Annotated in this window: 13 protein-coding genes; 10 read left to right on the top strand and 3 right to left on the bottom strand. The window is 51.3% G+C overall.

The annotated features are described in order from the left end of the window. The first annotated feature begins 89 nt into the window (after window positions 1–89). Entirely contained in the window at window positions 90–824 is a 735-nt protein-coding gene (locus tag YC6258_RS01940; RefSeq protein ID WP_044615554.1) for a sulfite exporter TauE/SafE family protein, read from the top strand. A 32-nt stretch (window positions 825–856) separates the two neighbouring features. Here YC6258_RS01940 and YC6258_RS01945 read toward each other — a convergent pair whose 3' ends face one another. Beyond that, window positions 857–2,677, bottom strand: a complete 1,821-nt coding sequence (locus tag YC6258_RS01945; RefSeq protein ID WP_144407528.1) for an alkaline phosphatase D family protein — start codon at window positions 2,675–2,677, stop codon at window positions 857–859. 230 nt (window positions 2,678–2,907) lie between these two features. Beyond that, window positions 2,908–3,822 carry a cysteine synthase A gene (gene cysK, locus YC6258_RS01950; RefSeq protein WP_044615556.1) on the bottom strand — a complete coding sequence of 305 codons (915 nt, stop codon included), beginning with the start codon at window positions 3,820–3,822 and terminating at the stop codon, window positions 2,908–2,910. Between the two features lie 480 nt (window positions 3,823–4,302). Here cysK and gtfA point away from each other — a divergent pair, with 480 nt between their 5' ends. The 9 genes from gtfA to YC6258_RS01995 all read left to right on the top strand — a co-directional run bounded on the left by gtfA (window position 4,303) and on the right by YC6258_RS01995 (window position 16,773). Then, window positions 4,303–5,766, top strand: coding sequence for a sucrose phosphorylase (gtfA, locus tag YC6258_RS01955; protein WP_044615557.1), 1,464 nt, complete (start codon window positions 4,303–4,305; stop codon window positions 5,764–5,766). A gap of 226 nt (window positions 5,767–5,992) precedes the next feature. Beyond that, the gene (locus tag YC6258_RS01960; RefSeq protein WP_044615558.1) at window positions 5,993–7,351 is read left to right on the top strand and encodes an ABC transporter substrate-binding protein; all 1,359 of its coding nucleotides are present in this window, start codon (window positions 5,993–5,995) and stop codon (window positions 7,349–7,351) included. A 77-nt stretch (window positions 7,352–7,428) separates the two neighbouring features. Then, window positions 7,429–8,433, top strand: a complete 1,005-nt coding sequence (locus YC6258_RS01965) for a carbohydrate ABC transporter permease (RefSeq protein WP_044615559.1) — start codon at window positions 7,429–7,431, stop codon at window positions 8,431–8,433. Further along, a complete protein-coding gene (locus YC6258_RS01970) occupies window positions 8,430–9,593 on the top strand; it encodes a carbohydrate ABC transporter permease (RefSeq protein ID WP_044615560.1) in 1,164 nt (387 codons plus the stop codon). Before YC6258_RS01965 ends, YC6258_RS01970 begins: the two co-directional genes overlap by 4 nt. A gap of 151 nt (window positions 9,594–9,744) precedes the next feature. Further along, the gene (locus YC6258_RS01975) at window positions 9,745–11,370 is read left to right on the top strand and encodes an alpha-glucosidase (RefSeq protein ID WP_044615561.1); all 1,626 of its coding nucleotides are present in this window, start codon (window positions 9,745–9,747) and stop codon (window positions 11,368–11,370) included. After that, window positions 11,367–12,395 (top strand): LacI family DNA-binding transcriptional regulator, encoded by a 1,029-nt coding sequence (locus tag YC6258_RS01980; protein ID WP_044615562.1) that lies wholly within the window; start codon window positions 11,367–11,369, stop codon window positions 12,393–12,395. Before YC6258_RS01975 ends, YC6258_RS01980 begins: the two co-directional genes overlap by 4 nt. A gap of 165 nt (window positions 12,396–12,560) precedes the next feature. Continuing rightward, complete coding sequence (locus YC6258_RS01985; RefSeq protein ID WP_052830620.1) at window positions 12,561–13,232, top strand: vWA domain-containing protein; 672 nt, start codon at window positions 12,561–12,563, stop codon at window positions 13,230–13,232. A 2-nt stretch (window positions 13,233–13,234) separates the two neighbouring features. After that, a complete protein-coding gene (locus YC6258_RS01990) occupies window positions 13,235–13,972 on the top strand; it encodes a PP2C family serine/threonine-protein phosphatase (RefSeq protein WP_044615564.1) in 738 nt (245 codons plus the stop codon). A gap of 26 nt (window positions 13,973–13,998) precedes the next feature. Next, on the top strand, window positions 13,999–16,773 hold the full coding sequence (locus YC6258_RS01995; RefSeq protein ID WP_044615565.1) for a protein kinase domain-containing protein: 2,775 nt from the start codon (window positions 13,999–14,001) through the stop codon (window positions 16,771–16,773). A 142-nt stretch (window positions 16,774–16,915) separates the two neighbouring features. Here the strand turns inward: YC6258_RS01995 and rtcA are convergent, their stop codons facing one another. Next, window positions 16,916–17,908, bottom strand: coding sequence for an RNA 3'-terminal phosphate cyclase (gene rtcA / locus YC6258_RS02000; RefSeq protein ID WP_044619651.1), 993 nt, complete (start codon window positions 17,906–17,908; stop codon window positions 16,916–16,918). Between the last annotated feature and the right edge of the window lie 3 nt (window positions 17,909–17,911).

The following is a 17,911-nucleotide window of genomic DNA, read 5'->3' on the forward strand; positions in this document are numbered from 1 at the left end:
TGGAATATATTGCTTTAATAATATTCGCTATTGTGGATTATTCCCAGAGTGCAGAATACCCCCGTTCCTCGCACTTACGGAGTCATACCATGTGGTTCATTGCCTTCTCAACGATTGCCCTGACCAGCTTGTTGTCAGGAGTACTCGGGATGGGTGGAGGCATGATCCTGATGGGCGTCTTGGCCATCATCATGCCGCTATCCCAGGCAATGATCGTACATGGTCTGACTCAGACAGTTGCGAACTTATCCAGGGCTTGGATTCATAGAAGGGAAATACACTGGTCTATCTTTCGCTGGTATTTGATGGGGAGTCAGATAACGCTGATCGGTTTTTTCTTCTTTGCACTAACGATATCCAAGCCCTGGTTTTTTATTGCCCTGGGCTCAGTTGCGCTGATCAGTCAGATCATCCCCAAGCAACTTCGCATCGAAGTCAGTAAGCCTCGCAACGCGCTGCTGTGCGGTCTGCTGGTAACAGCCAGTCAGCTATTGGTAGGTGTCGCCGGTTCCATTCTGGATCTGTTTTTTATCCGCTCCAGACTCAGTCGGTATCAGGTACTGGCGACCAAAGCCATAACCCAGGCGGTTGGCCATATCTCCAAACTGATTTTCTGGTCCGGTATCGCCATCGGTCACCTGCAGACTGATTTTATTGCTTGGTGGGTATTACCGGTCATCATTGTACTGGCCTGTGCCGGCAGCCATTATGGCGCGAAGATTCTGGCCCGTATGAATGATGGTCAGTTTCGCAGAATTACTTCAACGGTATTAGCGATCATTGGCATCAGTTACCTGGTAAAAGGCAGTATGATGCTGTTGTGAACCGCCTCTCCGGCGGTTCGTTTGCAGGGTACTCAGAACTCGATCTCCTGAAGCTGATCCGGTTGTATAGCGGTGACTTTGAGCTGCTTTTGGCGGGCTTTCTGTAACTCAAACTCCAGAGTCTTGACCGACGAAACAAACTGCCAGTCAGCCACAACCTCATCATGACTGATGCTCAACAGCAACCAGCCACGATCACCGGTATTCATGTATTGAAGATCTTCCACCAGGGAGACGATACCAGCCTCCGTGGCGGCATAGTCGCTCGCATCAATATTCAAATACACTTCCAATCCCGGTGACGACACCGATGCGGTTGCCAGTTCCACCCCAACCACCTCGCCATTGGCGTTAGTCAGACGACTGGCCCAGGCATTATGAGTGTCTCCAGCCAGACTGATCAGTTTGACATTCAGCGTTTGGGCAATCGCCAGCAACCGCTCACGCTCAGCACCATAACCATCCCAGGCATCGAGGTTATACGGGAGACTGGGTGCCTGTAGTAACGCCATCACCTGATCTGTCAGGCGTGACTGGTTGGCTTGCACATAGGCGATTTGCTCAGCGGTCAAGGACGGATCTGAAACCGCCAGACGTTGAGCCAGAACTGCCAGTTGTGCCAATTCCGCATACTCAGAGATCGTCATAGCCTGCGTCACGATAGCATACGGCAGATACATGCGGCCCATCAGAATCTGTTGACCCAGAATCTGCCAGGTACATTTGGACGCAGACATGGCATTTTGTAACCAGTCCAGCTGAGTGCTGCCCAACAACTGCCGCTCTTCATTGTTAATCGCGGCAGACAACGCAGTGGTATTGATGCCCTGGGTGGCGGGATCGTAAAAACTCGTCAGATCCAGCTGCTGATCCCTGGCTTCATGGCGCGTATCCAGCATTAACAGATTGACCAGATCGCCCCAGACAAACTGACGGTAAATACTGGTGGGCTCCATCAGGGAATCACTGTCGGCATTGACCGGTCGAATCGGCAACCATTCAAAATAGGCTTTAAAGGCAGCCGCTCTGCGATCCATATAATCGCCTTGTTCAATGCTGTGGTTTTCGGCTCCGGCTTTCCAGGAGTCATTGGCAACTTCGTGGTCATCCCAGACCAGGATAAACGGGGTTTTGGCATGTGCCTGCTGTAAGTCGGTATCCGTCCGATATTGAGCGTAACGGGTACGATAATCCTCAAGACTGACCAGATCACCAGCCGGTTGGGGAACACGCCCCATTGCTTCGGCATCGTCAGTGGCATAACCATCCGCACCATATTCGTAAATATAGTCACCCAGATGCAGCACCAGATCCAGATCTTCGATCTGCGCCACAGACTGATAGACATGAAAGTAACCGGCCGGGTAGTTTGAACAGGATAACACCGCCATTTTCAGCTGACTGGCAGAACCTGAAGGCAGCGTGCGGGTGTGCCCCTGGGTAGAGTCATGGTTGGCAGTCCGGAACTGATAACGATAACGGGTATCAGCAGACAGGCCCCGGATATCCACTTTGACGGTAAAATCGTTCTCCAGCTTCGCCTCACCACGCCCCTGTGCAATGACCTGGGCGGTGTCGGCTTCCGCATACACTTGCCACTCAACCACAACGGCTGTTGTTGCGGGATTTTCGGGCGTCACGCGGGTCCACAGAATCACGCTGTCACTGAGCGGATCCCCGGAGGCAACTCCATGCTCAAATGTTCCACGTCCCAGTGCTTCAGAGGGGGTTGCTGGAGCGCTGTCATCGTCATCATCCTGCGGGGCACAACCAACAAACGCATAAGTGACATAAATACTGCCAGCCGCGTGGGCACTGAGCTGTAAAAAACGACGTCGCGAAATAATAGGCATATCCATACATCTCTGTCAGAAGGAAAGTGCAGGAAGACTAACAATCCAACATGACGATATGCTGAAACGACCGCTTTGATTGCCCTGACAACAATACACGGCAACCAACAGGTGTTACCGAAAGCAGAAAGAGGTGAAAGTACGGAAGATATACACCGAGAGGAGTGGGAGTGACAGAGAAGACCCAAACCGGTCTCCTCTGCCGTTTCAGGCATTCAGGATAAACAGATTTATACCGACATACTCAGATAGCGTTCACCGGTATCACAGATCACCGTCACGACGGTTTTACCTGCTCCCAGTTTCTTGGCCACCCGCAATGCCGCTGCCACATTTGCCCCGGCGGAAATGCCTCCAAAAATACCTTCCTCCTTAACCAATCGTTCACGCATCGCGAACGCATCAGCAGTATTCACCTTTTCAACACCATCAAGCAGCTCAACTGCCAGGTTCGCAGGTATGAAACCGGCACCGATACCCTGAATTTTATGAGGACTGTGAGTACCACCGGAAATGACCGGTGATTCTTCCGGCTCTACGGCAATAGCCTGAAACGCGCTGTTACGCGACTTGATCACGGAAGCCACCCCACTGATGGTTCCTCCGGTACCCACACCGGCGACAAACGCATCAATGTTACCATCAGTGGCTTTCCAGATTTCCTCGGCCGTGGTTTTCCGGTGAACTTCCGGATTGGCGGGATTCTCAAACTGCTGTGGCATGAAGGCATCAGGGTGCTGTGCCAATAATTCTTTGGCCTTGTTAATCGCCCCTGTCATGGCTTCTTTTCCCGGTGTCAGTACGATCTCTGCACCGTAACTGGTGAGCAGATGGCGACGCTCCACCGACATGGTATCTGGCATGGTCAGAATACATTTATAACCTCTGGCTGCCGCAACCAGCGCCAGCGCAATCCCGGTATTACCGGATGTCGGCTCAATAATTGTGCCGCCAGGCTTGAGCTGTCCGGAAGCCTCAGCTGCAGTAATCATCGCCAGCCCTATGCGGTCTTTTACCGAACCACCCGGATTCCTGGATTCCAGCTTCACATAGACATCGGCACTGCCGGCCTCAGGCAATCGCTGTAAACGAACTAAATCTGTATCACCGATCAGTGCGGTAATATCTGCTGCTTTAACAGTCATTATATGTCTCCATTAAATACATCGTTGTCGGTCGAACCATTGTCTTACCTATGGGGCAACAGGTTCGGATTCAACTGACGCTTTTCTAACATGGTTTCATGAAAGGCCGCTAATAGCCTTTGCTTCTTTGCATATTCCGTTACCCGGCATGAACTCGCAGTCATGCAAAGGCCTATAAATGGCAACGCGGCAATTAACCTGAATCAACTTTTTATACAAAATTCCGTGACCCATCAAAAATTGCTTGAAGGCTTTTTACTTAAACGTTTAAGATTGCCGCCATCTTCTTAGCATAAAAACAGTTAATAGCCGCACAGCTGTCCGGCTCACAGCTGATAGATCCAGCTCCAGCAAAACAAATCAAAAGCCTGGGAGGATCAGACTTGGCGTTGGCATTGTTTCAATTACAGGCCAATAACTATAACACTGTCAGCGAAACACAGTTTCCATAGACATCTTCGACAGGTACGGACAACCAATATGAAAAACCAGGTTCAGCTTATTACCTATATAGATCGTTTGGGCAAAGGTGATATCAGAACTTTAGAGAGAGTCTTGTCAGGTCCTCTCAAGGGCTTATTTGGGGGTATTCACATGCTCCCGTTTTTTACTCCTTTTGATGGTGCCGATGCCGGTTTTGACCCCAGTAATCATGCTCAGGTCGACCCGCGTCTCGGAGACTGGCAGGATATCAAACGGCTGTCCGGTCAGGCAGAACTGATGGTGGATCTGATCGTCAACCACGTTTCCAGTGAGTCACCACAATTCCAGGATGTACTGGCCAAAGGTGAACAATCAGAATTCAATAAACTGTTTTTGACTATGAGTTCTGTCTTTCCCAATGGTGCGACAGAGCAACAGATTTGCAACATATATCGCCCCCGGCCAAATCTGCCCTGGAGTATGATCAAACTGGCGGATGGAAGTACCCGACTGTTCTGGACCACCTTCACAGCACAACAGATTGATATCGATGTTGAATCAGAACAGGGCCAACAATATCTGTTAAATATTCTGAAAGAGTTTCATCAGGCCGGCATATCCACTATCCGACTGGATGCAACCGGTTATGCAATTAAACGCCCGGATACATCATGCTTCATGATACCGGAAACGTTTGACTTCATTGCCCAGCTGACCGAGCAGGCCAGAGCCCTTAATATAGAAGTTCTGGTAGAAATACACAGTTATTATCAGACTCAGATTGAAATCGCCGCGAAGGTTGACCGGGTATACGATTTTGCCCTGCCGCCGCTGGTACTGCATACGCTTTTCAATAAGGATGCTGCACCGTTACTGCAATGGTTTAACGTTTCTCCTCGCAACTGCATTACCGTTCTCGATACTCACGATGGTATCGGTGTCATCGATGTAGGTGCCGATAATGGCCGGTCCGGATTACTGGCACCGCAGCAGATTGATGATCTGGTCGAACAGATTCACCGCCATTCCAATGGCGAAAGCCGTCTTGCAACCGGTGCTGCCGCCTCCAATCTGGATCTTTATCAAGTTAACTGCAGCTTCTATGATGCTCTTGGTAAAAATGACCAGTTATATCTGATTGCCAGAGCCATCCAGTTTTTTGCTCCGGGCATCCCACAGGTTTATTACCAGGGACTGCTGGCCGGCAAAAACGATATGGAACTGCTGGCAACAACGAAAGTCGGCCGGGATATCAACCGTCGTTATTTTTCCGAACAGGATATTGAAGCTCACATACAGCAACCCGTTGTTCAGAAACTGTTTGAACTGATCCGCATCCGTAATGAAGCGCCCGAGTTTAATGGTTTATTCAGTTTTGAAAGTACAGCTAATCACGAATTTGTTCTAAGCTGGCAATTGAATGATTCGACCATTTCTCTGGCGGTGGACCTGAATCAGAGTCAGGCAATCATTTTTACTGCTAAAAATGCCGAGCCAAGCCACGATATCTGGAAAATTTAAGACGGTTTGGACGTTTTAGAAACAGATTGAGTCATGGTTTTGTTTTAAATATTTTTTAATAACAAAAAATAATGATTCATTGAAATACCGCCTTAAACGTTTAAGGTGTATTGTCTCAAAGCAATGACACATGGTGTCATGGACATTAGGCTAACTAAATCTGAACAGAGTTCCATCTCTGAAAGATTTAAGAACCAAAAAAATAACTACAACAGGAGTACTGCGAATGTCGCTCAAAAAAACCACTCTTGCCACGGCAGTGGCGCTGGCAGCTGCTACGGCGACTGGTGCCGTTGCCGCAGATCTGAAATTTGAAAAAGGCAAAGGCCCGTTTCATTGGGAAGATCTGAAACAATTTGAAAATATGGATCTGTCCGGAAAAACCATCAGCGTGTTTGGTCCCTGGCTGGCGCAGGACGAAGCTCTGGTAAGCTCAGTCATCGCCTATTTTGAAGATGCCACTGGCGCCAAAGTCGATTACGCAGGTTCAGACAGCTTCGAACAACAGATCGTGATCGATGTGCAGGGTGGCAGTGCTCCCAACATCGCAATTTTCCCACAACCAGGTCTCGCTTCCGATCTGGCGTCCAAAGGCTATCTGTATCCTCTGGGCAACGACACCAAAAAGTGGATTGCAGACAATTATGCAGCGGGTCAGTCCTGGGTTGATCTGGGTACCTACAAAAACAAAGATGGCAAAAAAGAACTGTACGGTTTCTTCTACAAAGTGGATCTGAAATCTCTGGTCTGGTATTCCCCGGACAACTTTGATGAAAAAGGTTACGAAGTCCCGGAAACCATGGAGGAGCTGCTGGCACTGTCCGATCAGATCGTCGCTGACGGTGGTACTCCATGGTGTATCGGTCTGGGTTCCGGTGGTGCAACCGGCTGGCCGGCAACTGACTGGGTTGAAGACCTGATGCTCAGAACCCAACCCCCCGGTGTTTACGACCAATGGGTAACCAACGCCATTCCGTTCAATGATCCTCGCGTTGTGAAAGCCATTGAAGCGTTCGGCGAATTTGCCAAAAATGACAAATACGTTGATGGCGGTGCCGCTGCAGTTGCAACCACCGATTTCCGTGACAGCCCAAGAGGTCTGTTTACCGTGCCGCCAAAATGCTATATGCATCGTCAGGCTTCCTTCATTCCTTCATTCTTCCCGGACGGCACACAAGTGGGTGAAGATGTCGATTTCTTCTACTTCCCGGCTTATGCCCGTAAAGACTTGGGTAAACCGGTACTCGGCGCAGGTACTCTATGGGCGATCACCAAGGATTCTCCAGAAACCCGGGTCTTCCTGGACTTCCTGAAAACCAATCTGGCCAACGAAATCTGGATGGCACAATCCGGCTTCCTGACACCGTTGAAAACCGTCAACACCGAAGCCTATGCAACAGATACCGCCCGTAAGATGGGAGATATTCTGCTGAATGCCACGACTTTCCGCTTTGACGGTTCTGACCTGATGCCAGGCGCTATCGGCGCGGGATCTTTCTGGACCGGTATGGTTGACTACACCAGCGGTGCTTCAGCCAAATCCGTCGCTGATGCAATTCAGAAAAGCTGGAATCAGATCAAATAACGGTCTGATTTCAGTCTTCAGGGTTCCGAGTATTCGGAACCCGCATAATTCATTTCATATTTGTTAGGAGGCCGGTTGTGTTACAGCAACTGTTCGGTGCTGCTACCGCCATTGTGTTGTCTGTTGGGGTTTGTGTTGCATTCTTTTATGGTGCTAACGCGTTGCTGGATTATTATGCGACCGCGTCGGGTCTTGATCATCGCAGTCGTGACCGGCGGGAACGTGTACGCAGCATCGTGCAACCCCTGATTTTCGTAGGTCCAGCACTACTGTTACTAAGTATTTTCCTGATTTATCCGGTTATCAAAACCGTCCAGTATTCGTTTATGGATCGTGGTAGTTTCGAATGGGTCGGACTGGCCAACTACGTCTGGGCTTTCCATGACCAGGAATTTCTGCAGTCCATCGGCAACAACATTCTCTGGTTGATCATCGTACCATCGATGAGCACCTTCCTGGGCCTGCTGATTGCCTATCTGACTGACCGTATCTGGTGGGGTCAGATTGCCAGAACACTGATATTTCTGCCTATGGCCATTTCCTTCCTGGCGGCCAGCGTCATCTGGAAGTTCGTGTACGACTATCGCGGACCGGATTCTGAACAGATCGGTCTGTTGAATGCCTTCTGGGTTGGTTTGGGAGGGGAACCTCAAGCCTGGATTACGCTGCCATTCTGGAACAACATATTTTTGATGATCATTCTGATCTGGATTCAGACGGGTTTTGCCATGGTCATTTTGGGAGCGGCAATGCGCGGAGTTCCGGAAGAAACTCTCGAAGCTGCACACATGGAAGGTGCCAATGAAATGCAGATTTTTTTCAAGATCATCATTCCTCAGGTGCTGGGTACCATTCTGGTGGTCTGGACCACCATCACCATCACCGTTCTGAAAGTCTTCGATATTGTGTATGCCATGACCAATGGTCAATGGGATACAGAGGTCATTGCCAACATGATGTTCGATACCATGTTCCGTGCCGGTGATGCCGGACGAGGTAGTGCCATCGCAGTTGTGCTGATGGTGGCAGTACTGCCGATCATGTGGTGGAACATTCGCAACGTCCGCAAGGAGGAAATATGAGCATCATGGGTGGCGGTCTACACCGCATGACAATGGGAAAAGCGCTGAAGCATGCAACCGTGTTGTTTTTTGTGCTGATCTGGTCGGTTCCAACTCTGGGTCTGTTGATCAGCTCTGTCCGTGACAAAGATCAACTCGCCATTTCCGGCTGGTGGACCTCTCTAAGCTCCAAAATATCCAATGATGTGGTGCGAATGGGAAGTGCCGATGACCAGCAACAGCAGGGTGATCACTACATCATCACCGGCTCTGTTTTTGAAGGTAATAACAAGGGCACAGTCCTGACCTTTGGCTTCCGGTCTGATGAATTGGATGCCTACAAAGCCGGTGAAACGGCTGATATTGGCAAAGGCCAGACACTGCTGGTTACAGCCGCCGGGGAATATACCCTGAGCAGCAGCGAGGCATTTACCAGCTCGCGGGGCAAACGGCTGTTCTTTGTCGCCAAACACGCTCCTCGCTTCACCTTTGAAAACTACCACAAAGTGCTGACGTCCGAGGGTATCGGCCGGGCATTCGTTAACTCTGCAACCGTTACCCTGCCGGCCACGTTCATTCCTATTCTGATTGCCGCGTTCACCGCCTATGCGCTGGCGTGGATCGACTTCAAGGGGCGTGCCACCATGCTGGCGCTGGTTGTGGGTCTGCTGGTCGTTCCGTTGCAGATGTCGCTGATTCCGGTATTACGGCTGTATAACGAAGTAGGGGGGTACTTTGGCTTTCCGGCCAAGTCATATCCGGGTATCTGGCTGGCCCATACCGCGTTCGGTCTGCCACTGGCAATTTATCTGCTGCGCAACTACATGGCCGGTCTGCCTAAGGAAATCATGGAATCCGCCCGCATGGATGGTGCCAGTCACTTTCAGATTTTCCGTACCATTGTGCTGCCACTATCCGTGCCGGCTCTGGCTTCCTTTGCCATCTTTCAATTTCTCTGGGTCTGGAATGATCTGCTGGTTTCGCTGGTGTTTCTGGGCATCGCCGACGATAAAACGGTCATGACCGCACAGCTGAAAGAAATGCTCGGATCGCGCGGAAATAACTGGGAGCTGCTGACCAGTGGGGCCTTCATTACCATGATTGTGCCGCTGATCGTGTTCTTCTCCTTACAGCGTTTCTTTGTACGTGGATTGCTGGCCGGTTCTGTCAAAGGCGGCTGATCCGGATAAGGTACCCCGCAGGCCGGAGCATATGTCTGGCACTGTGGGGTCACATTTGACAACTTTGTTGTCACGATAACTCTCAGGGACTGTATGCTTGTGCTGTAATAGGGATGTTACTTTAATTTCGAATTCAGGAAGTAAAGAGATTATGAGTCATGTAAACGAATGGTGGCGTGGTGCTGTCATTTATCAAATTTATCCTCGTAGCTTTTGCGATGCCAATGGTGATGGTATTGGCGATATCGCCGGTATTATCAAGCATCTGGATTACATTGCCGAACTCGGTGTCGATGCTGTCTGGCTGTCGCCATTTTTTACTTCCCCCATGAAAGATTTTGGTTACGACATTTCTGACTACCGAGATGTTGATCCGATGTTTGGTACTTTGGCTGACTTCCGGGAAATGATGGATAAGGCTCATGCTCTCGGATTGAAAGTCATTATCGACCAGGTGTACAGCCACTGTTCCGACCAGCACGAATGGTTCAAAGAAAGTCGCTCAAGTCTTGATAACCCTAAAGCCGACTGGTTTGTCTGGGCAGACCCAAAACCGGATGGCACCGCACCGAATAACTGGCTGAGCATGTTTGGAGGACCCGCCTGGCAGTGGGATACCACCCGTCAGCAGTATTATCAACACAACTTTCTGGCCAGCCAGCCGGACCTCAACTTCCATAATCGCGAAGTGCAGGATGCCATTCTGGATATCGCCAGATTCTGGCTGGATCTGGGTGTCGACGGCTTCCGCCTGGACACAGCCAATTATTATGTGCACGACGCACAGTTACGTGACAATCCACCCAAGACCGAACCCTGGCAACAGTTCATCGGTGCAGATCCGTTAAACCCATTCAGCCGTCAATATCACACCCGACAGGTTTCCCAGCCGGAAAACCTTGAGTTCCTGAAACGGCTACGGTCACTGATGAATCAGTACCTGGGAGATCGCTTTACCGTTGGTGAAATCGGTGCTCCTGAAGGCCTTAAGGTCATGGCGCAGTACACCTCCGGCGGTGACAAACTGAATTCCGCCTATACCTTTGAACTGCTGCGCGATGAACACAGCGCCGAGTATATCCGTACCGTACAGCAATCGATCAAAGACCATCTGGGCGATGGCTGGCCATGTTTTTCACTCAGCAATCACGACATGGTGCGCAGTGTGACACGCTGGGGACATGGACTGGATCAGGATGCTTTTGCCAAAGCCAGCCTGAGTTTTCTGTTAAGCCTGCGTGGCAGCGCCTGTATCTACCAGGGCGAGGAGTTGGCGCTGGAAGAGGCGGATGTTGCATTTGAAGATCTTCAGGATCCCTTTGGCATCGAATTCTGGCCCAAGTTCAAAGGTCGGGACGGATGCCGGGTGCCGATGATCTGGGATGAGACAGGAGGTTTCTCCAGTAATCCCAAACCCTGGCTGCCGATTTATCCGCCCCATCTGGCACGTAATCCGGCGACTCAGCAGCAACAGCCGCAATCAAGCCTGCGATTCGTACAAAACTTTCTGCGCTGGCGGAAACAACATCCGGCGTTGGTAACTGGTGACATTGACTGGTTAACCATCAATCCGGAAGTATTGACCTTCATCCGTTCTCAGGGTGATGAGAAAATTCTGGTGGTTATTAACCTGACTGGACAACAACAACAAATGACCCTGCAGCAAACCGTCAAAGATGAACTCACAGGTCACGGCCTCGAAAATCAATTCGACAAAGCTACAGGGGAATTAATACTGCCTGCACTAGGTGGTTGCTATTTGATCTTAGGCGAATGAAAAAACTGACACTCAAAGATGTCGCAGCAGAGTTAAAGGTATCGACCGCTACCGTGTCGAACGCCTTTAACCGGCCTGATCAATTATCGGCGAAACTACGTTCTCACATACTCGATCAATGCCGCAAGCTCGGCTATTTCGGACCGAATGCCGCAGCCCGAAGCCTGAAAATGGGTAATAGCGGCATCATTGGTGTGGCGTTGTCAGACCGACTGCAATATAACTTCAGTGATCCGATTGCCTCACGCTTTCTGTCCGGACTGGCCGAGACATTCGATAATGCCAATATCAATCTGCTACTGTTACCAAGCCGGGCGGAGTTCTACGAAAGCCGTCAGTTTGACTCATTTGCAGATGGCTTTGTGCTGTACGGAAATCCCCGCGACCCGGAAGTGCTTGACCGGCTGCTACAACACAAAAAACCAATAGTGACGGTGGATTTTGATCTACCTGATACGCCTTTTATTCATATCAACAACGAACTGGCGGCTTATCAGATCACTTACCAGGCATTTACCAGCCGGCCACAACCAGCTGCTATTCTGGGCCTGAAGCTGGCCCCCACCCAATCGGTCTGCCGGATCAGCAACCAGACGCTGTTTGATCCCCATAACTCCATTTCCAGACGCCGGCTGGAGGGTTATCAAAAAGCGATCCGCGAGATCAATGGTCATCGCCTGGGTGACGAGTGGATCTGGACCATTCCGGAAAATTCTGAAGAATACGCCTACCAGGCAGTACGCGAATGCCTGATGTGCTATCCGCGTCCGGAGGTACTGTTGTGCATGAGCGATACCGTCGCCATCTGTGCCCTGCGGGCCTGTGAACAAATGAATCTGAAAGTGCCCAAAGACATTCGGATAGCCGGTTTTGATGATATTCCAGCCGCAGCAAATTATGGTCTGACAACCATTCATCAACCTCAGAGAACCAAAGGTAAACTGGCTGCGGAAATGATTCTCGGCCTGAAACCCATGAAGAGCCATGTCATCAGTACCGAGTTAGTGGTCAGAACAACCTGCTGACCTTCTAGCATATGATACGGGCTATGGCAGGCCCGCTTTTTGGGACATGGCGCTATCGTTCTCAAAGGGATTCTGTACTACACTTCTGCGCTACCCATGAAATCGGGTTTTCATCCCGAATACTCAATGATCGGACTTAAGCTCACATAATGGAGAAGTATGAGTATGACCCACACAATTCCCGGAGTGGAATTCATCGACAATGCCAATCAGCGAACCCCTTGTGTACTGGTGCTGGATACATCCAGTTCGATGAGCGGGGAACCTATCAAACAACTCAATACCGGTCTTAAGGTCTTTGAAGAACAGCTGAAAAGTGATCCGGTTGCCGCTTTGCGGGTACAGGTACTGGTGATTGCCGTCGGTGGCCACGAAGATGTCACCATCCTGCAACCCTGGACCGATGCGGTGGATTTTTCCGCTCCAACACTCCAGGCCAGCGGCCTGACGCCACTGGGCCAAGGCATGGCCAAGGCCATGGATGAAATCGACGCCCAGAAAGCACTGTATGACAGCAATGGCATTTCCAGCACCCGTCCCTGGGTCATTATGATTTCTGACGGTTGCCCGAACGACTATGGCTGGGAAGAGATTGCTGCTCAGTGTCGCGATGCCGAACGCCAGAAAAAAACCGTTATCTTTCCAATCGGCACCGAAGGCGCTGATTTTGAAGCACTGGGACAGTTCTCCAACAAGACTCCGAAAAAACTCAAAGGTCTGCATTTCACCGAATTATTCATCTGGCTCAGCCGCAGCATGGCCACCGTTTCTGCCAGCGTGCCGGGCGAAAAGGTGGCATTACCCGATACCAACAGCTGGTCTGAAATAGAGGTTTAAGCATGGGATGGCAGTATGCCGCTGCATCTGTCACCGGGGCCTCCCATGTACAGCAGCAGCTTCCCTGCCAGGATGCCTGGCAGATTCAGCAGACCGACAGCGGCATCATCGCCTGTGTGGCCGATGGCGCCGGTTCCGCGGCACGCTCAGAGATTGGGTCGAGAACCTTAGTGGATCACCTGTGTCAGACGCTGGCTCCACAACTGGATCAGCTAATCAGCCATACCGATGGCGCTCAGATGCTTGTCGATGCCATTGACGAAGTCCGCCAGGAACTTAGCGAACTGGGCCCAATCGCCGAATTCCATGCCACCTTATGCGGCCTGATAGCAACCGCTCATGGCCAAATGGTATTTCATATCGGCGATGGCGTCGTTCTGGGTATCAACCCCGGCGACTGGCAGGACTACGTGATCAGCGAGCCGGAAAATGGCGAATATGCGGATATGACCTATTTTTTTACCCTGCCGGGTTGGCAACAACACCTGCGCATCTGGTGCCCGCATAAACCCTACCCCTTATGGTTCCTGATGTCAGACGGAGTCAGCGGCTTTGCCACGACGGGTACTCAGACAGCAGGACCTCAGGAGAGCTTTCTCAAACCGGTACACCAGTACCTGTCGACCGTTTCCAGCGATCAGGGCAGCGAGGCGCTGAACGGTACACTTCAGGATAAACGGGCTGCAGCCATCAGTCACGACGATAAAACCCTGGCCTGGCTCTATATGAACCGGAATTAATCAGCGTATTTCAACACAGCGGCAGTATGTCCAACACTCTCTATTGTCATTACCCCGATGGCCGGAAGGAAACCATCCGCCACCCTGCCAAGCCCCTTAATCAGGGCGCTGACGGCGCTATCTTTGCCAGTACTGACCGACGTTATGCGCTCAAGATCTATCACCACCCGGATAAAGATCCCCGACGTGAACACAAACTGTGGCAGATGATCGAACACACGCCACCGGCACAGCAAGGTGTTACTTTTGCCTGGCCGCTGGCCATACTCAAAACACATCGGGGTAAATTTGTCGGCTATCTGATGCCGTTGCTGAACTTCAAACATGAGGTTCAGCTGGAACAGTTGCTTTCGGCCCGGGCTCGTCAGCAGTCCAAACTGCCGGAAAGCTACCTGTTTCGACTGAATGCCGCCATTGAACTGGTTCGCTGTGTCGAGGCGCTCCATCGCAGTGGTCATGCCATCATCGATTTCAAACCGGTGAATGTCATGGTCAACCGTCGGACTGCCGCCATTTCAATCGTCGACTGTGATGGCTTCTTCATTCGTGGTTCACATGATCAGTTTCCCGGTCACCAGTACACCGCCGGGTATATTGCACCGGAAGCCCATAACAACAAACTGCCGCCCGATCAACTGGATCAGGCCCAGGACCTGTTTGCTCTGGCCGTTATTGTTTTCCAACTGCTCAATAATGGAATTCACCCGTTCCAGGGCGTTCCCAAGCCCGGAACCAAACTGCCCACGGATAACCAGGCCCGCATCAGTGCAGCGCTATATCCCTACGGTGAACAACCGCACCCCCGGATAGGTCCATCCCCCTGGAGTCTTCATCGCCACTTTCCTGTCAACCTGCGGGGGGCATTGGAATCATCGCTGATTGGCCCCAAAAGACATTCGGCGCAGCAATGGCTGCAACTGCTGGAGACCTTGCGCGAACACATCAGTCAGTGTCAAAAAACAGCGGATCACTACTACTGGGGAGAAGAATGCCCCCATTGCCGCCAAAGCGCCGGACAAACACAACAGTTGGCAGCAACGGCCAAAGCAGCCGCCCAACGAAAACCCCGCAAGCCGACCATCAAAACCCGGCCGACCAGACACACCGCGGCTCAACCGACCCCTCCGCCAGCACCAACCGCCACGATATCTACCGGTTTTGCCTGGTTCATGATAGTCGCCGTCATACTGGTGGGTATCATTTTCTTTAACAACGATCACTCTGATGACAGCCGCTACCCAAGTCCGGATGACACCGCCGATGAGGTATTTAAAGACTCCTATTCCGAAATGCTGATTCCCGCTTCGGATCTTAACTTTCTCATCCTTGATCCCGCTAAAACGACCACCGAGACGGTCGCTTATACGGACGATGTTGTACGCATGACCTATGACGACGGACAACCGGACTCAATATTTTACCAGTTGCCGGAATTCAGCAGCGCCAGTGCAATACCCTACCTCAAGCGCAAGGCAATCAGCCTGAATACCACCACCACAATGATCAGCGGCGCTTATGATATTGGTATCCGTGACTTCAACGATCACAACCGGATGCTTGGACAGAATAACAACCCGAAAAACAACATTCTCATGCTATCGGACTGGCAATATGACGAAGCCACCGCAACGTCTTACACGTATTTGTGTATCCGCCATAACGATGGCAGCGGTATTGGAGGGGCTTTGCCGATATGCCAGCACGTGTTACAGAGCAAAACCAACGGATCAGCACGATTTGAATTTACAGAACAGCCGGACACAGATACCTCCACCGCCGCGCAGGCTGGTGGCTGGCGTTATGACCTGAGCAACAATGGTCGTTACCTGGCCATGGCCAGCAATCGAACGCTGATCGTCTACAAAACCAACAACCCCAAACAGCCACTGGTTCAGCAATTGTTGCCGGCAGATCAGCTGCAACAATCCATCAACCGCATCATCATCGATGACAGCGGTGAACAAATCTATCTGGCCCTGACAGCACCCGCCAAACCGAATGAAGCTTTTTCCGGTACCGTCCTGGAACTGCAAAAAACCGGACAGGAGTACCAGATCAGCACCGACTTCTCGACCCTGACAGACCCCAACACCCTGTCAGGCATTGACGTTGCCATCAATGCCGATGGCACCATCATGGCCATTGGCGAATACACGGATTCGTATCTGAACACCACCGACTATACCTCTCTGGGAAGTCCTGTCGATGTCCTGGAAGGCTTTGCCAGAATCAGCCTGTGGCAACGAACCTCTGAAGGCTGGCAGCAGATCTCCACGGTCCACGAACTGAAATCCGCGAACGTTACCATCAACGGGGAAGCGTTTTACACCGACAAACCACCCAGAGAACTGATCACCGTTCCGCAGACTATCAGTGCCTACTATTTCAGAGCATCCTGGTTTGGGGGAGGACAAGGAAGCATTCAATCCCATGCCGCCTTCAATCGTCATTTTCAGCTGAGCCGTGATGGCAAAATACTGATGTCAGGACTGACTCTAAATGGGCAGAACAACCGCCAGAACAGCACCATGACCGTCAGCACCCATCTCTACGGGATCACCGGATCTGACGTCGCGCTCGCCGCCATTGCGAAACTTGCAGTCTCCCGGCAGTACGATCAAAACTACCTGCTGGTCGATGCCCGCATGTCGAAAGACGCTGCCACGATCATTTTCAATACCACCACCAATGTCAGATCTGTCTCCCGGCAAATTCAACAAACCACGCGGTTTGATTTATTTGACTTAAATTCCCTGAGCCAACCGGAATCTGTTACCACTGACGGAGGATCAACGTATTAATTGGACGATAGGCATGCCCCAATTAAGAGTCGGACGATCAGGCGACCAAAGGTTGCCTATTTGAAGTATTAAAGCAGTTGAAAACTGATATCAATCACCTTGCCGTTCAATTTCTCATTTCGAAATTGAACGGCAAATTATCCTATAACCGTAGTATATGGTCCTGAAAACTCATTTCCCTGCCGGTCACACGGGCGATAATCTGACGATTGGTCTCGCCATGATCCGACAAACCATCGCAACGAAACTCACCACCACCGGCCACCAGCATCGGCAGCATGATCTGATCCGCCAGATACTCATCCAGCACGGCATCACTTTGCAGATAACGGTTCACCTGCTTCAGCAGATTGCCGGCAACTTTTTCGGCACTGAGACGTGGTCGCCCTAATTCGGTCAGGCAAATACGCGTCTTCTCAAAATGCAGATCAACAGCCAACAGGTTACCCGGCGAACTGCTTTTGGGTTGCCGGATCCGGGTTTCAGTGACCGCCATCGGAGCACTGCGACAAAATACCTGTAGCTCACGTTCAGCGACCTGATTGCTCAGGCCGACTTCATAGGCACTGAGGCGACAGTTCAGCAGTTCACCGCGCTGCAACCGGCTGATCGGTGACAGCACTGACGGTTTGATCGTTGCCTGCCAGCAACCTCCACCAGCCGGCATGAATCCCCAACGTTGAACATCCAGCTCAATCTGTGCGCCCATTTCCCGCAATAACGGCAAAAATGAACGCTTCAGATAGGTCAGGGGCGGCGCCATCGGGTTATGAGTGCCACCACGAAACTGCACCGTTGACGCGCCTTTGGCCTGCAGTAACGGCAGCGCGATGGTCTGGAATACCAGCGTGGTGCTGCCGGCACTGCCGACATCAAAATGGTAATCGCCGGATGTCACCGCGCCCGGCACGAAACGCAGTCGCGTTGACCCCAGTTCAGCCCCCTCAACCCAGGCACCACTGATAGTCTGAGCCGCCAGCACACAGGTCAGGTGCTGACGCATCAATCCCGGCTTGGGCCGGCCGCCACGAATGTGATGAATCTCAATCCCTTTGCCGGTCAGCATCGCCAGGGTCAGCGCCGAACGCAAAATCTGGCCGCCACCTTCACCCTGGCGACCATCCAGTTCAATCATGTC

It is taken from the genome of Gynuella sunshinyii YC6258, assembly GCF_000940805.1.
GTDB lineage: Bacteria > Pseudomonadota > Gammaproteobacteria > Pseudomonadales > Natronospirillaceae > Gynuella > Gynuella sunshinyii.

Excerpts from the sequence above, each read along its gene's own strand:
- YC6258_RS01940 (WP_044615554.1), top strand. The coding sequence starts at position 90 with ATGTGGTTCATTGCCTTCTCAACGATTGCCCTGACCAGCTTGTTGTCA.
- YC6258_RS01945 (WP_144407528.1), bottom strand. The coding sequence starts at position 2,677 with ATGCCTATTATTTCGCGACGTCGTTTTTTACAGCTCAGTGCCCACGCG.
- cysK (WP_044615556.1), bottom strand. The coding sequence starts at position 3,822 with ATGACTGTTAAAGCAGCAGATATTACCGCACTGATCGGTGATACAGAT.
- gtfA (WP_044615557.1), top strand. The coding sequence starts at position 4,303 with ATGAAAAACCAGGTTCAGCTTATTACCTATATAGATCGTTTGGGCAAA.
- YC6258_RS01960 (WP_044615558.1), top strand. The coding sequence starts at position 5,993 with ATGTCGCTCAAAAAAACCACTCTTGCCACGGCAGTGGCGCTGGCAGCT.
- YC6258_RS01970 (WP_044615560.1), top strand. The coding sequence starts at position 8,430 with ATGAGCATCATGGGTGGCGGTCTACACCGCATGACAATGGGAAAAGCG.
- YC6258_RS01975 (WP_044615561.1), top strand. The coding sequence starts at position 9,745 with ATGAGTCATGTAAACGAATGGTGGCGTGGTGCTGTCATTTATCAAATT.
- YC6258_RS01980 (WP_044615562.1), top strand. The coding sequence starts at position 11,367 with ATGAAAAAACTGACACTCAAAGATGTCGCAGCAGAGTTAAAGGTATCG.
- YC6258_RS01985 (WP_052830620.1), top strand. The coding sequence starts at position 12,561 with ATGACCCACACAATTCCCGGAGTGGAATTCATCGACAATGCCAATCAG.
- YC6258_RS01990 (WP_044615564.1), top strand. The coding sequence starts at position 13,235 with ATGGGATGGCAGTATGCCGCTGCATCTGTCACCGGGGCCTCCCATGTA.
- YC6258_RS01995 (WP_044615565.1), top strand. The coding sequence starts at position 13,999 with ATGTCCAACACTCTCTATTGTCATTACCCCGATGGCCGGAAGGAAACC.
- rtcA (WP_044619651.1), bottom strand. The coding sequence starts at position 17,908 with ATGATTGAACTGGATGGTCGCCAGGGTGAAGGTGGCGGCCAGATTTTG.